Origin of the sequence: Streptomyces sp. NPDC015171 (assembly GCF_043079545.1) — a bacterium.
In the GTDB taxonomy this organism is placed as follows: domain Bacteria; phylum Actinomycetota; class Actinomycetes; order Streptomycetales; family Streptomycetaceae; genus Streptomyces.
This window is the reverse complement of record NZ_JBIBUO010000012.1, coordinates 31,932-48,302: the sequence shown is the minus strand read 5'-3', so window position 1 is coordinate 48,302 and position 16,371 is coordinate 31,932. Positions and strand designations below refer to the sequence as shown.

At 74.2% G+C, this 16,371-nt stretch carries 1 protein-coding gene; it reads left to right on the top strand.

All coding sequences use genetic code 11. The features are described from left to right. Positions 1–4 precede the first annotated feature (4 nt). On the top strand, positions 5–16,234 hold the full coding sequence (locus tag ACF073_RS28790; protein ID WP_392074314.1) for a type I polyketide synthase: 16,230 nt from the start codon (positions 5–7) through the stop codon (positions 16,232–16,234). Positions 16,235–16,371 lie beyond the last annotated feature (137 nt).

Here is a 16,371-nt window from a genome sequence, read left to right as displayed (position 1 = left end):
CCTCATGTCGAACGACAGCAAGCTCGTTGACTACCTCAAGTGGGTCACCGCGGACCTGCACCAGACTCGCCAACGGCTGCTGGAAGTCGAGTCGGGGAAGCAGGAACCCATCGCCATCGTGGGGATGGCCTGCCGGCTGCCCGGCGGCGTCCGTACGCCGGAGGAACTGTGGGACCTGGTCACGGAAGGCCGGGACGCGGTCTCCCCCTTCCCCACCGACCGCGGCTGGGACCTGGGCGCCCTCTCCGGCGAGGGAAGCGGCAGCAGCGCCTCCGGTGAAGGCGGATTCGTCGACGCGGCCGCGTTCGACGCGGACTTCTTCGGGATCTCGCCGCGCGAGGCCGTGGCCATGGACCCGCAGCAGCGGCTCCTGCTGGAAACGTCCTGGGAGGCGTTCGAGCGGGCCGGGATCAGGCCGGAGACCCTGCGGGGCAGCCGTACCGGCGTGTTCGTCGGCACCGCCGGTGTCGACTACGTCGGTGTGGTCATGAACTCCGCCGAGGATGTGGAGGGACACGCCACCACCGGGCTCACGGCCAGCGTGCTCTCAGGACGCCTGTCGTACGCGTTCGGCCTTGAGGGGCCGGCGGTCACCCTGGACACTGCCTGCTCGTCGTCCCTCGTGGCGCTCCATCTGGCGGCGCATGCCCTGCGCAGCGGCGACTGCTCGATGGCCCTGGCGGGCGGCGTGACCGTCCTGTCGACGCCGATGAGCTTCTCCGGCTTCTCCCGGCAGGGCGGTCTGGCCACCGACGGCCGGTGCAAGGCGTACGCGGACGCGGCCGACGGCACCGGATGGTCCGAGGGCGCCGGTGTCCTCGTCCTCGAACGGCTCTCCGACGCCCAGCGCAACGGGCACCAGGTACTGGCCGTCATCCGCGGCTCGGCGATCAACCAGGACGGCGCCAGCAACGGCCTCACCGCGCCCAACGGACCGTCCCAGCAGCGTGTGATCCGGCAGGCGCTCGCGAGTGCCGGACTGTCGCCCGCCGAGGTGGACGCGGTCGAGGGCCATGGCACGGGCACGCCCCTCGGCGACCCGATCGAGGCCCAGGCGCTCCTCGCCACGTACGGCCGCGACCGCGATCCCGAGTGTCCGCTGCTGCTCGGCTCCCTGAAGTCGAACATCGGTCACACGCAGGCCGCCGCCGGTGTCGCGGGCGTGATCAAGATGGTCATGGCGATGCGGCACGGCGTGCTGCCCCGCACGCTGCACGTGGACACCCCGTCCACCCACGTGGACTGGTCGGAGGGCGAGGTCAGGCTGCTGACCGAACCGGTGTCCTGGCCTGAGCTCGACCGTCCGCGCAGGGCTGCGGTCTCGGCGTTCGGCATCAGCGGCACGAACGCGCACACCATCATCGAACAGGCCCCGACACAGGCCCCGACGGCCGAGCCGGAGCACTCCGGGCCGGTCCTCGCGCCCGCCGTGGTCCCCTGGGCGGTGTCCGGCAGGACTCCGGCCGCGCTCGACGCCCAACTGGAGCGGCTCGGCGCGCTGGCCGGGGTCCCGGCCCTCGACGCCGCCCACTCACTGGCGGCGGAACGCACGCACTTCGCCCATCGCGCGGTGCTCGTGGACGGCCGTGAGGTGGCGCGTGGGGAGGCTTGCGAGCGTTCGCTGGCGGTGCTGTTCTCGGGGCAGGGGTCGCAGCGGCTGGGTATGGGCCGTGAGCTGTACGGGCGTTTCCCGCTGTTCGCGGAGGCGTTCGACGCGGTGTGCGCGGGCCTGGACACGCACCTGGACACCTCCCTCCGTGATGTCGTCTGGGGCGAGGACGCCGAGCTGCTGAACCAGACGGTGTACGCCCAGGCTGCCCTCTTCGCCGTCGAGGTGGCGTTGTTCCGGCTGGCTGAATCGCTGGGTGTGCGGCCGGAGTTCGTGGCCGGTCATTCGATCGGTGAGGTGGTTGCGGCGCATGTGGCGGGGGTGTTCTCGCTGGAGGACGCATGCACGCTGGTGGCGGCTCGTGGTCGGTTGATGCAGGCCCTGCCGGAGCGCGGGGCGATGCTCGCCGCCGAGGCCACGGAAGAGGAAGTGCAGCCCCTCCTGGGTGAGGTGGTGTCCCTGGCCGCCGTCAACGGCCCTTCCTCCGTGGTCATCTCCGGTGCCGCCGCTGCGGTGGAGGAGATCCGCGTCCGCTTCGAGGGGCTGGGGCGGCGGGCGAGCGTGCTGCGGGTGTCGCACGCCTTCCACTCGCCGCTGATGGACCCGATGCTGGACGAGTTCCGCGCGGTCGTCACGGGGCTGTCGTTCTCGGCTCCGGAGATCCCGTTGATCTCGAACGTCACGGGCGAGTTGGTGACGGCCGGGCTGGTGTGCGACCCGGAGTACTGGGTGCGGCATGTGCGTGAGACCGTCCGTTTCGCCGACGGAGTTCGCGCCCTGAGCGGGGCGGGAGCCACCGCCTTCCTGGAGCTGGGCCCGGACGGCGTCCTGTCCGCGATGGCACGTCACTGCCTGCCCGACGCCGACGACACCGTCTCGGTGCCCGCCCTGCGCAAGGACCGGCCGGAGGAGCACGCCCTCGTCGCCGGACTCGCGCAGCTCCACGTCACCGGAGTCGACGTCGACTGGGCCGCGCTGTTCGACGGCACCGGTGCCCGCCGCGTCGACCTGCCCACCTACGCCTTCCAGCACGAGCGGTACTGGCCGCGCCCGACCGCCCACCTCGGCGACGTCCGCGGTGCGGGACTGGTGCCGACCGAGCACCCCTTGCTCGCCGCGACGGTCGCCCTGGCGAACTCGGACGGCATGGTGTTCACGGGCCGGCTGTCCCCGACGGCACACCGCTGGATCGCGGACCACGCCGAGGGCGACACCGTGTTCCCGGCCGCCGGCCTGCTGGAGCTGGCCGTTCGCGCCGGCGACCAGGTCGGCTGCGGCCGCGTCGAACAACTCGTCCAGACCGAACCGCTCGTCCTGCCCGAGGACGGCGCCGTGGTCATCCAGGTGTGGATCGCGGCTCCCGACGCCTCCGGAGCCCGCAAGATCGCCCTCTACTCGCGCCCTGAAAGCACCGAGGGCACGGAGGACGGGGCCTGGACGGAACACGCCTCCGGTGTGCTCCGTACCGAGGAACCGGTCGAATCGCACGTCGACACCGCCGACTTCGCGGTATGGCCGCCGCGTGGCGCGGTTGTCGCCGAGACCGGTGCCGAGGCGGACGCGGACGGCCGGACCGGTGTCTCGCTGTGGCGGCGCGGGGACGCGACGTTCGTGGAGGCCGCCCTGCGCGGCGAGACCGCGGAGGAAGCCGCAGGGTACGGCCTGCACCCGGCGCTGCTCTCCGCTGTGGTGCGGGAGGGCGACGGGCGGGGACTGGTGCCGGTGGCCTGGAACGGGGTCACGCTCTACGCGGTCGGCGCACCGATCGTCCGGGCGCGTGTCGTCCGTACCGGCGAGGAGACCGTCTCGGTGACTCTGGCCGACGCCGACGGTGCCCCCGTCCTCAGCGTCGAGTCCCTGACCCTGGCGGAACCGGTCGCCGCCGTTGCCTTCCGGCAGACGGACGGCCGTGACGGACTGCTGCGTCTGAGGTGGGTGCCCACTGCGGTCCCGTCCGCCGAAGCCGGCGCCGACGAGGACCTCCAGGCCGTCACGCTCGGAGCCGACGCCACGTCGCTGGCGGAGATCCCCGGCGAAGCCACCCTGGTCGTGGTGCCTGTGGTGGGGGGTGTGGCGCCTGGTGGGGTGCATGAGGTGTTGGTGCGTGTGTTGGGTTTGGTGCGGGAGTGGTTGTCGGGGGAGTGGTCTGCGGGTGCGCGGTTGGTGTTGGTGACGCGTGGTGTGGTGGGGGGTGGTGATCTGGCGGGTGCGGCGGTGTGGGGGTTGGTGCGTGCTGCTGAGTCGGAGAATCCGGGTCGGTTTGTGTTGGTGGATGTTGAGGGTGAGGGTGAGGTGCCGTTGGGGGCGGTGCTTGCGGTGGGTGAGTCGCAGGTGCTGGTGCGGGACGGGGTTGTGCATGTGGGGCGGTTGGCTCGCCTTGGGGCTGATGTGTCGTCCGTTGAGTCGCCGTTTTGTGGTCGGGTGTTGGTGACGGGTGGTACGGGTGGTCTGGGTCGTGAGGTGGCCCGGCATCTGGTGTCGGTGCATGGGGTGCGGGATCTGCTGTTGGTGAGCCGGCGGGGGTTGGGGGCTCCGGGTGCGGCGGGTCTGCGGGACGAGTTGGTGGCTCAGGGTGCTGATGTGGTGGTCGCGGCGTGTGATGTGGCGGACCGGGAGGCTCTTGAGGTTCTGCTGTCGGGTGTTGAGTTGTCGGCGGTGGTGCATACGGCGGGTGTGCTGGACGACGGGGTGGTGTCCTCGCTGACGGGTGAGCGGATGTCGTCGGTGCTGCGTCCGAAGGTGGATGGGGCCTGGCACCTGCACGAACTCACCCAGGGTATGGACCTGAAGGCGTTCGTGTTGTTCTCGTCGATCTCGGGTGTGATGGGTTCGGCGGGTCAGGGCAACTATGCGGCGGCCAATGTGTTCCTGGACGCTCTGGCGTTGCACCGTCGTTCCCTTGGTCTTGCGGCGCAGTCGTTGGCGTGGGGTGCGTGGGTGCCGACCGCTGGTATGACGGCGGGCTTGTCGGAGGTGGACCGCAAGCGGATCACGGCGTCCGGGATCCCTCCCCTGTCCGTCGAACAGGGCCTGGCGCTCTTCGACGCCGCCACCACCCTCGACGAGCCCTACCTCGTCCCCCTGGGCCGGCTCTCCACGTCCGCTTCTCCCCGCATGCGCGGAGAAGTCCCCACCATGTTCCGTGGCCTGGTCCGTGGGGGCCGGCGGATGGCGGCGACGACGGCCGGCGGTGCCGGGACAGCCGCCGCGCTCGCGGCGCGGCTGTGGGACCTGCGCGACGACGAGCGCGCCCGCCTCCTCGTGGACATGGTGCGGGCCGAGGCGGCTTCCGTCCTGGGACACGCCTCCGCCCAGTCCATCGCCGCCGACCGGGACTTCAACGATCTCGGCATCGATTCCCTCACCGCCCTGGAACTCCGTAACCGGCTCACCGCCGTGACCGGCCTGCGCCTGCCCGCCACCCTGGTCTTCGACCACCCCACACCGACCGCCGTCGCCGAGCACCTCGCCGCCGCACTGCTGGACGAGAGCGGCGATGTCCGGCTCCCGGACGCGGTGACCTCCGGGACGGCGGACGACCCGGTCGTCATCGTGGGCATGGCCTGCCGGCTGCCGGGCGGTGTCGACTCCCCGGAGGACCTGTGGGAGCTGGTCGCCGAGGGCAGGGAAGGCATCTCCGACTTCCCCACCGACCGCGGCTGGGACCTGGACACGCTGCTGGGCGGCGGCCAAGGACCCGACGGCCGCGGCCGGAGCGCCACTGCCAAGGGCGGCTTCCTCCACGGAGTCGCCGAGTTCGACGCGGGCTTCTTCGGGATCTCACCGCGCGAGGCCCTCGCCATGGACCCGCAGCAGCGGCTCCTCCTCGAAACGTCCTGGGAGGCCATCGAGCGCGCGGCCATCGACCCGGCATCGCTGCGCGGCAGCGCGACCGGCGTGTTCGTCGGTACCGGCGGCCAGGACTACCTCACCCTCGTCATGAACTCGCGCGAGGACATCGAGGGCCACGCCAGTACGGGACTGGCGGCGAGCGTCGTGTCCGGCCGGGTGTCGTACACCTTCGGTCTCGAAGGCCCGGCGGTCACCATCGACACCGCCTGCTCCTCCTCACTGGTCGCCATGCACCTCGCCGCCCAGTCCCTGCGCAGCGGCGAGTGCTCGCTCGCGCTGGCCTGCGGTGTCACCGTCATGTCGTCCTCCCTCGGCTTCCCCGGCTTCACCCGGCAGGGCGGTCTGGCCACCGACGGCCGGTGCAAGGCGTACGCGGACGCGGCCGACGGCACCGGATGGTCCGAGGGCGTCGGTGTCCTCGTCCTCGAACGGCTCTCCGACGCCCGGCGCAACGGACATCAGGTACTGGCCGTGGTCCGCGGCTCCGCGATCAACCAGGACGGCGCCAGCAACGGGCTGACCGCGCCCAACGGGCCGTCCCAGCAGCGCGTGATCCGCCAGGCGCTGGCCAACGCCGGTATCGCAGCGGCGGACGTGGACGTGGTCGAGGGCCACGGCACGGGCACGCCCCTGGGTGACCCGATCGAGGCGCAGGCGCTCCTCGCCACGTACGGCCGCGAGCGTGCGCCGGAGCGTCCGCTGCTGCTCGGCTCCCTGAAGTCGAACATCGGCCATACGCAGGCCGCCGCCGGTGTGGCCGGTGTGATCAAGATGGTCATGGCGATGCGGCACGGCGTGCTGCCCCGCACCCTGCACGTGGACGCCCCGTCGACGCACGTCGACTGGTCCGCCGGTGACGTACGGCTCCTCACCGAGCCGACCCCCTGGCCCGAGCAGGGCAGGCCGCGCAGGGCGGCGGTCTCGGCGTTCGGTATCAGCGGTACGAACGCGCACACCATCATCGAGCAGGCCCCGCCGGTGGAACCCGGCGACTCGGAACCGGCCGTCACGCCCTCCGTGGTGCCCTGGGCGGTGTCCGGCAAGTCCGAGGCGGCGCTCGACGCCCAGGTCGACCGGCTCGGCTCGCTGAAGCGGGCGCGTCCGCTGGACGTGGCCCACTCGCTGGTGGCTGCCGGGCGGGGCTCCTTCGAGCACCGCGCGGTGCTGCTGGACGGCGCCGAGATCGCGCGCGGTGTCGCGGGCGAGCGTTCGCCGGCCGTGCTCTTCTCCGGTCAGGGCTCACAGCGCCTCGGTATGGGCCGTGAGCTGTACGCACGCTTCCCCGTCTTCGCCGACGCCTTCGACGCGGTGTGCGCGGGGCTCGACCCGCATCTGGACCTCTCCGTCCGTGATGTCGTCTGGGGCGAGGACGTCGAGCTGCTGAACCGGACGGTCTACGCCCAGGCCGCCCTCTTCGCCGTCGAGGTGGCGTTGTTCCGGCTCGCCGAATCCCTCGGCGTACGGGCGCACTTCGTGGCTGGTCACTCGATCGGTGAGGTGGCCGCCGCCCATGTCGCCGGGGTGTTCTCCCTTGAGGACGCCTGCACGCTCGTGGCGGCTCGTGGTCGGCTGATGCAGGCCCTGCCGGAGGGCGGGGCGATGGTGGCCGTCGAGGCGGAGGAGGAGGAAGTGCAGCCGCTGCTAGGCGAGTTGGTGTCGCTGGCCGCCGTCAACGGTCCTTCCTCAGTGGTTGTCTCCGGTGCTGCCGCTGCGGTGGAGGAGATCCGGGTCCGCTTCGAGGGGCTGGGGCGGCGGACGAGCGTGCTGCGGGTGTCCCATGCGTTCCACTCGCCGCTGATGGACCCGATGCTGGACGACTTCCGCGCGGTCGTCACGGGGCTGTCCTTCTCGGCCCCGGAGATCCCGCTGATCTCGAACGTCACGGGCGAGCCGGCGACGGCTGAGCTGGTGTGCGACCCCGAGTACTGGGTGCGGCACGTCCGTGAGACCGTCCTGTTCTCCCGGGGGATCGAGGCCCTGGCGCGGGCCGGAGCCTCGGCCTACCTCGAACTCGGCCCCGACGGTGTCCTCACCGCGCTCACCCGTGGCGTCCTGGGCGCCTGCGACGACCGGTCCGCCGTGGTCGTACCGGCCCTGCGCAAGGACCGGCCCGAGGAGCGGGCCCTCGTCACCGGGCTGGCGCGGCTCCACGTGAGCGGCGTACGGGTCGACTGGGCCCGCCTGTTCGACGGCACCGGCGCCCGCCGCGTCGACCTGCCGACGTACGTCTTCCAGCGTGACCGGTACTGGCCGGCGACCGGCCCGGCCGGTGCGGCGGCCGTGGCGCCCGCCGAGGACCACGTCGACGCGCGGTTCTGGGCGGCCGTCGAGAGCGAGGACCTGGCCTCGCTCGCCACCGACCTCGACATCGACCTCGACATCGACGGGGCGGCCCTCGGCGCCGTCCTGCCGGCCCTGTCCTCCTGGCGACGGCAGCGCCGTGACCAGTCGCTGCTGGACGCGCTGCGCCTCCACGAGTCATGGCAGCCCCTGACCGGCGTGACCTCCGCCCGGCCCGCCGGACGCTGGCTGGTCCTCGTGCCGGCCCGCGGCCGGGACGAGGAGTGGACCACGGCCGTCGTCGACGCCGTCGGACCGGACACGCTCTGCCTGAACACGGGACCGTCGCCCGAGCGGAGCGCCCTCGCGCGGCAGCTGGGCGAACTGCCCGACCCGGGCACCCCGTTCGCCGGAGTGCTGTCGCTCCTCGCGCTGGACGCCGAGAGCGCGGACGGTGCCGTCACGGCGACCGCCGCCCTCTTCCAGGCCCTGTCCGACGCCGGTGTCACCGCACCCCTGTGGTGTGTGACCCGGGGCGCGGTCGCGGTCGCCGCCTCCGAGGCGTTGCCCGCCCCGGCCCAGGCCGGAGTGTGGGGACTCGGCCGGGTGGCAGCTCTCGAGCACCCCCAGCGGTGGGGCGGTGTCATCGACCTGCCCGAGACGATCGACCGGCATGCGGCGCGGCGGTTCGCCGCGGTGCTCGCGGGGCTCGACGGCGAGGACCAGGTCGCGGTGCGGCCGACCGCCGTGTACGGCCGGCGGCTCGTGCCCGCCCCCGCCGGATCCCCGGACGCCGGATGGCGGCCGGGTGCCGCCGACGCGCCGGAGAGGCACGGCACCGTCCTCGTCACCGGCGGGACCGGCGGCCGGGGCGGCCGGGTGGCCCGCTGGCTGGCCGCCGAGGGGGCCCGGCACCTGCTGCTCGTCAGCAGGCGCGGCCCCGAAGCGCCCGGCGCGAGTGAACTCGCCGATGAGCTGCGGGAGTTGGGAGCCGTGGTTTCCGTCGTCGCCTGTGACGTGAGCGATGGCGACGCCCTGGCGGCGGTGCTGGCCGGCATCCCCGGGGACGCGCCGCTCACCGCCGTGGTGCATGCCGCGGGCATCGTCGACGACGGCGTGCTGGACGAGCTGACCGCCGAGCGGTTCGCCGCCGTCCACCGGGCGAAGGCGGCCTCCGCCTGCCATCTGCACGAGCTGACGCAGGGCCACGAGCTGTCGGCGTTCGTCCTGTTCTCCTCCGTGGCCGGAGCGGTCGGCGGACCGGGCCGAGCCCCCGTCGCCGCCGCCGGTGCGGTGCTCGACGCCCTCGCCCGGCACCGCAGCGCCCGGGGCCTGCCGGCGACCTGCCTCTCCTGGGGCGCCTGGTGGGACGAGGACACGGCCGACGAGCCGGGCCAGGACCCCGGAACCGCGCTGCCGCGCCGCGCCACCGTCCCCGTCGTCCACCCCGAACTGGCCCTCGCCGCGCTGCGGCAGGCCGTCACCCGGCCCGAGCCGACGCTGGTCCTGCTCGACCTGCACCAGCCGCAGGTCCTCGACACCCTCGTCGGCCTGAGGGGCGGTGCCCTGCTGAAGGAGCTGCCGGCCGCCCGCCGGGCCATCGAGGACGCGGCGGCGGCCCGCGAGGAGTTCGCCTCCGAGGCCGCCCGGCTCGGTCAGCGGCTGCGGGCGCTGCCCGCCGATGACCGGCTGCCCCTCGTCACCGACCTCGTGCGCACCCATGTCGCGGCCGTCCTCGGCCACCCCGGCAAGGAGGCCGTCGCGGCCGACCGGAAATTCCGCGACCTCGGGTTCGACTCGCTGACCGCGGTCGAGCTGCCCGCCCGGCTCAACCTCGCCACCGGCCTCAAGGTGGCCGCCACCGCCGTCTACGACTACCCGACCGCCACCGTCCTCGCCCGCCGGCTCCTCGCCGAACTGCTGGAGGAGCAGCCGGCGGACGACGGGCGCGGCGCCGTCCCCGCCGCCACGGCGGCGGCCGACGACCCCATCGCCATCGTCGGCATGGCCTGCCGGCTGCCCGGCGACGTCCGCTCGCCTGAGGACCTGTGGCGGCTGCTCGCCGAGGGCGGCGACGGCATCGCCGCGTTCCCCGACGACCGCGGCTGGGACCTGCGGACCCTGCGCACCGGTGACCAGGAAGGGCGCGGCCGCAGCGCCACCCTGGAAGGCGGATTCGTGCCCGGCGTCGCCGACTTCGACGCCGCCTTCTTCGGGATCTCGCCGCGCGAGGCCCTCGCCATGGACCCGCAGCAGCGCCTCCTCCTCGAAACCTCCTGGGAGGCCATCGAGGCGGCCGGTATCGCCCCGGACACCCTGCAGGGCAGCCGCACCGGCGTCTTCGTCGGCACCAACGGCCTCGACTACGCCACGCTGATGATGAACTCCCGCGAGGACATCGGCGGCCACGCCGGCACCGGCCTCGCCAGCAGCGTCCTGTCCGGCCGTATCTCCTACACGCTCGGCCTCGAAGGCCCCGCCGTGACCGTCGACACCGCCTGCTCGTCCTCCCTGGTCGCCCTGCACTGGGCCGGGCAGGCCCTGCGCAACGGCGAGTGCTCCCTCGCGCTCGCGGCCGGAGTGACCGTCATGACCACCCCGGTCAGCTTCGCGGGCTTCACCGTCCAGGGCGGCCTCGCCGGCGACGGCCGGTGCAAGGCGTACTCGGACGCGGCCGACGGTACCAACTGGTCCGAGGGCGTGGGCGTCGTGGTCCTCGAACGGCTCTCGGACGCCCGCCGCAACGGGCACGAGGTCCTCGCCGTCGTCCGCGGCTCCGCGATCAACCAGGACGGTGCCTCCAACGGCATCACCGCGCCCAACGGACCGTCCCAGCAGCGGGTCATCCGCCAGGCCCTGGCCGGTGCCGGCCTGACGCCCGCCGACGTGGACGCCGTCGAGGGCCACGGCACCGGCACCGCGCTCGGCGACCCGATCGAGGCCCAGGCCCTGCTCGCCACCTACGGCAAGGACCGCCCCGCCGACCGGCCGCTGCTGCTCGGCTCGCTCAAGTCCAACATCGGCCACACCCAGGCCGCCGCCGGCGTCGCCGGCGTGATCAAGACCGTGCTCGCGATGCGGCACGGCATCCTGCCGAAGTCACTGCACATCGACGAGCCGTCCTCGCACGTCGACTGGACGGCCGGAGCGGTCTCCCTGCTCACCGAGGCCCGGCCGTGGCCCGAGGCGGACCGGCCCTGGCGGGCGGGCGTGTCCTCGTTCGGCATCAGCGGCACCAACGCGCACGCGATCATCGAACAGGCCCCGCCGGCCGAACCCGCCGTCGGCACACCCGTGACGCCCGCCGTCGTACCGTGGGTGGTGTCGGGCCGGACCCGGTCCGCCCTCGACGCCCAGCGGGACCGTGTCGGCGCGCTGTCCGGGCGGTCCGCGGTGGACGTCGGCTTCTCCCTCGCGACCGCGCGCACCGCCTTCGCCCACCGCGCCGTCCTGGTCGACGGCACCGAGATCGCCCGGGGCGAGGCCGCCTCCCGCGGCACGGCCTTCCTCTTCTCCGGCCAGGGCGCCCAGCGCCTGGGCATGGGCCGGGGACTGTACGACCGCTTCCCGGTGTTCGCGCGGGCCTTCGACGAGGTGTGCGCGGAGCTCGACCGGCATCTCGACACGCCCCTGCGCGAGGTGATCTGGGGTGCCGACGACGTGCGCGCCGACCGCACACTGTGGGCGCAGACGGGCCTCTTCGCCGTCGAGGTCGCGCTGTTCCGGCTCGTCGAGTCCCTCGGCGTCCGGCCCGACGCGCTGGCCGGGCACTCCGTCGGCGAGGTGGCCGCCGCCCATGCCGCAGGGGTGCTCTCGCTCACGGACGCCTGCACGCTCGTGGCCGCTCGCGGCCGGCTGATGCAGGCCCTGCCCGCGGGCGGTGCGATGCTCGCCGTCCAGGCCACCGAGGCCGAGGCCCTCGCCCGGCTGACGGACGCGGTCGCCGTAGCCGCCGTCAACGGACCCGAATCGGTCGTACTGGCCGGCGACGAGGCGGAAGTCCTGCGGATCGGGCAGGAGTTCACCGCCCTAGGACGCAAGACGAACCGGCTGCGCGTGTCGCACGCCTTCCACTCGCCGCTGATGGACCCGATGCTGGACGAGTTCCGCGCGGTCGTCACCGGACTGTTGTTCGCGGCGCCCGCGATCCCGCTCGTCTCCAACGTCACGGGCGAGCCGGCCACGGCCGAGCTGGTGTGCGACCCCGCGTACTGGGTGGACCACGTCCGCCGCACCGTCCGCTTCGCCGACGGCGTCCGGGCACTGCGCGAGACCGGCGTGTCCGCCTTCCTGGAGATCGGCCCGGACGGCGTCCTCACCGCCCTCGCCCAGCAGACCCCGGACGGCGCGGACGAGGAGTGCGTGGCCGTACCGGCCCTGCGCAAGGACGGCTCCGAGGAGTCGGCACTGGTCACCGCGCTGGCTCGGCTCCACGTGAGCGGCGTGCGGGTCGACTGGGCCGCGCTGTTCGACGGCACCGGCGCCCGCCGCGTCGGCCTGCCGACGTACGCCTTCCAGCACGACCGGTACTGGCCGCGTCCCGCACCGCTCTCCGGCGATGTGACCTCCGCCGGCCTCCTGCCGGCCGAACACCCGATGCTCGGCGCGGCCGTTCCGCTCGCCGACTCCGACGGGCTCCTGTTCACCAGCAGGCTCTCGACGCGGGTCCACCCGTGGCTGCTCGACCACCGCGTGAACGGCACCCCCCACGTCCCGGCGACCGCCTTCCTCGAACTGGCCGTCCGGGCGGGCGACCAGGCCGGCTGCGGGCACATCGCCGACCTCACGCTGACCGCGCCGCTGCCGCTCGGCGGCGGCGACGAGCCCGTGATCCAGCTGTGGACCTCAGCCCCCGACGACTCCGGGGCCCGCACGGTGACCTGCTACGCCAGGTCCGCCGACGCCGCGCCCGACGAGCCGTGGATCCGCTGCGCCACCGCCACGCTGACCTCCGAGGACGCCTCCGGACCCGGAGCCGCCCCGTTCGAGGGGCTCGTCTGGCCGCCCGCCGGCGCCGCGAGCGTCGACCTGGACGGCTTCCACGAGGCCGCCGGGCACGGCCCCGCCTTCCAGGGCCTGCGGGCCGCCTGGCTGCGCGGCGACGAAGTCCTCGCCGAGGTGGCACTGCCCGGCGACATCGCCGAGGACGCCCGCTGGTTCGGCCTGCACCCGGCCCTGCTGGACGCGGCCCTGCACGCCAGCACCCTGCTCGGGTTCGGTACGGAGGACCTGCCGTGGCAGCCCCGGCAGTGGACCGGGGTGTCCCTGCACGCCGGGGGAGCTTCCGTCCTGCGGGTGCGCCTCGTGCGGCGCGGCGACGACACGGTGTCCCTCACCGCCGTCGACGCCGAGGGGGCGCCCGTCCTGTCCGTGGAGTCGCTGCGGCTCGCGGCACCGCTGGAGGCACAGGCCCGGCGCGCGGGACACGACCCGTTGTTCCGCCTGGAGTGGATCCCCGCCGAGACCGGCGCGGAGCCCGTACCCACGAGCCGGGTGGCGCTCGGCACGGACGGCTTCGGCGTGGGCGCCTCCACGCCGTCCCTGGCCGCACTGGCCGCGGCGTCGTCCGAGGTCCCCGACCTGGTCGTCGTCTCCCTGCCCGCCCCGGCCGCGGCGGACGCGACCTGCGGGTCCGGGGGCGCCGAGGGCGTGCCCGCCGCCGTGCACGCGCTGACCGCGCGCGTCCTGGACCTGGTCCAGGAGTGGCTCGCCGAGGAGCGGTTCGCCGCCTCCCGGCTGGTGTTCGTCACCCGCGGCGCCGTCCGGGCCGGGTCCGAGGCCCTGCGCGACCTCGCGGGCGGCGCCGCCTGGGGCCTGGTCCGCTCGGCCAACTCCGAACACCCGGAACGCTTCGTCCTCCTCGACATCGAACGGGACGCGGACGTCACCGCGGCGCTCGACGCGCTCTCCGGCCCGCTCGCCGCGGGGGAGGCGCAGTTCCTCGTACGCGACGGCGCCGTCCGGGTGGGCCGGCTGGCCCGCCTCACCACCGGGCCGAGCCTGCTGCCGCCGGCCGGAATGCCCTGGCGCGTGGAGCGCGCCGACGACAGCGACGGGGACGGCCTGTGGCTCGCCCCCTGCCCGGAGGCGGCGCGGCCCCTCGACGCCGGTCAGGTGCGGCTCGCCGTACGCGCCGCCGCACCGCTCCCCGGCGACGGACCCGTACCGCTCGGCCGGGCGGCGGGCACGGTCACCGGGACCGGCCCCGGCGTCACCGCGGTACGCCCCGGTGACCGGGTCGTCGGCCTTGAGCCGGTGGCACTCGGTCCCGTCGCCGTCCTCGACGAGCGGCACCTCGCGCCGCTGCCGGCCGGCCGGACCTGGGACCAGGCCGCGGCCGACGGCGCCTTCACCTCGTACGACATCCGTCACGCCCGTGCCGCCCTGCCCGAGCGGGAGGGGCCGGCCGGCGGCGTCGTGTTCACCATGCCGGCGCTGTGGGATCCCGAGGGCACCGTGCTGATCACCGGCGGTACCGGCGCGCTCGGCCGCCATCTGGCCCGGCGCTTCGCGGTCCGCGGCACCCGCCGGCTGCTGCTGACCAGCCGGCGCGGCCCCGACGCCCCCGGAGCGGCCGGACTGGTCGCGGAACTCAGGGAGTTGGGTGCCGAGGCCGTCGTCGCCGCCTGTGACACGGCCGACCGGGACGCCACCGCCGCCCTGCTCGCCGCGATCCCGGCGGAGCACCCGCTCACCGCCGTCGTGCACACCGCCGGTGTCCTGGACGACGGCGTGATCACCTCGCTGACCGCCGAACGCCTCTCCGGTGTGCTGCGGCCCAAGGTCGACGCGGCCTGGAACCTGCACGAACTCACCCGCGACCACGACCTGGCGGCGTTCCTCGTCTTCTCGTCCATCGCGGGCGTCATGGGCAGCCCCGGCCAGGGCAACTACGCCGCGGCCAACTCCTTCCTCGACACGCTCGCCGACCACCGCAGGTCCCTCGGTCTCGCCGCCACCTCGCTCGCCTGGGGCCCCTGGGCCCAGGACGGCGGCATGACCAGCGAACTCAGCGACACCGACATGCGGCGCATGCAGTCCGGCGGCATGCCCCCGCTCTCCATCGAGCAGGGCCTCGGCCTCTTCGAGGCGGCCACCGGATCCGCCGAGCCGCTCGTCATCCCGATCGGTCTCGCGGGCGGCGCGATGCGACCGCAGGGCGAGGTCCCGCCGCTCTTCCGGGGCCTGGTGCGGACCGCGCGCCGGACCGCGGTGAACGAGGCGGGCGGCGCCGACGCCACCGCCGCCTTCACCCGGCGCCTGCTCGACCTGCCCGAGACCGACCGGATGCGCTTCCTCACCGACGCCGTCCGCACCGAGGCCGCCGACGTCCTCGGCCACGCCTCACCCGCCGAGGTCGAGTCCGACCGCGACTTCTACGAGCTGGGCTTCGACTCGCTCACCGCGGTCGAACTGCGCAACAAGCTCTCCGCCGTCACCGGCCTGCGGCTCCCCGCCACGGTCGTCTTCGACAACAAGACACCGGCCGACCTGGCCGCCTGGCTGCGCGGCGAACTCGCCACCCACCGGACCGGCACCGGCGACGAGCCGGGCGGCGGCGCCCTCCTCGCACCCGCCGCCGGCCCCGAACTCGACTCCCTGGAGCGGCTGTTCACCGACGGCCTCAAGGCCGGCAAGGTGGCCGAGGCCCAGCGCATGCTGGCCACCGTGGCCGCACTGCGCCCCAGCTTCGAGGCGACAGCGGAACTGGAGGACCTGCCCTGGGCGGCGAACCTCGCCGAAGGACCCCTGGGCCCGCGCCTGATCTGCGTCAGCGCACCCACCGCCAACGCCGGCATCCACCAGTACGCCCGGCTCGCCGCGCACTTCCGCGGCAAGCGGGACGTCGCGGCCCTGCCCCTGGTCGGCTTCGCGACGGGCGAGCGGCTCCCGGCCACCCCGGAGGTCGCCACCCGCACCATCGCCGAGAGCGCCCTGCGGGCCAGCGAAGGCCGCCCCTTCGTCCTCCTCGGCCACTCCTCCGGCGGCTCCTTCGCCTACGCGGCGGCCGGAATGCTGGAACACACCTGGGGGATCAGGCCGGCCGGCGTCGTCCTGCTCGACACCCTCAGCTTCCGGCACGACGCCGGCGAGGGCGTCGACTACAACGGCATGATGCGGCTCAACTTCGCCGCGGCCGGCGGCACGGCGGGCGGCGGCGCGGGCGGCGCGGCGGCGGACGCCTCACCGGTGCGGCTGACCAACTCCCGGCTGTCCGCGATGGGCCGCTGGATGGTCCTGCTCAACCGGCTGGACGTGCAGCACACCACGGCCCCCGTCCTCCAGGTCAGGTGCGGCAAGGCACTCCTCGGCGTGGACGCCGAGCCGATCGAGGCGCGGGACACGGCACGGGACCGGCAGCCGCTCGTGGCCGGCGCCGAGGAACGTCTCGTGGACGCCGACCACCTCTCGATGATCCGGGAGGACTCCGCGAAGACCGCCGCGATCGTGGAGGAGTGGCTCGGCGAGGACGGAGGGACCGGCACCCGCTAGGGCCCCCGGCACCCGCCGGCCGCCGCCCCGGCGGAGCGCAACCGGGCCGACCGCGCGCCCGGTTGCGCTCCGCCCCGCCCCATGACCCCCTACGGCACACCCGCCCCACGCACAGCTGTTCCGCGCCGGATTCGTCG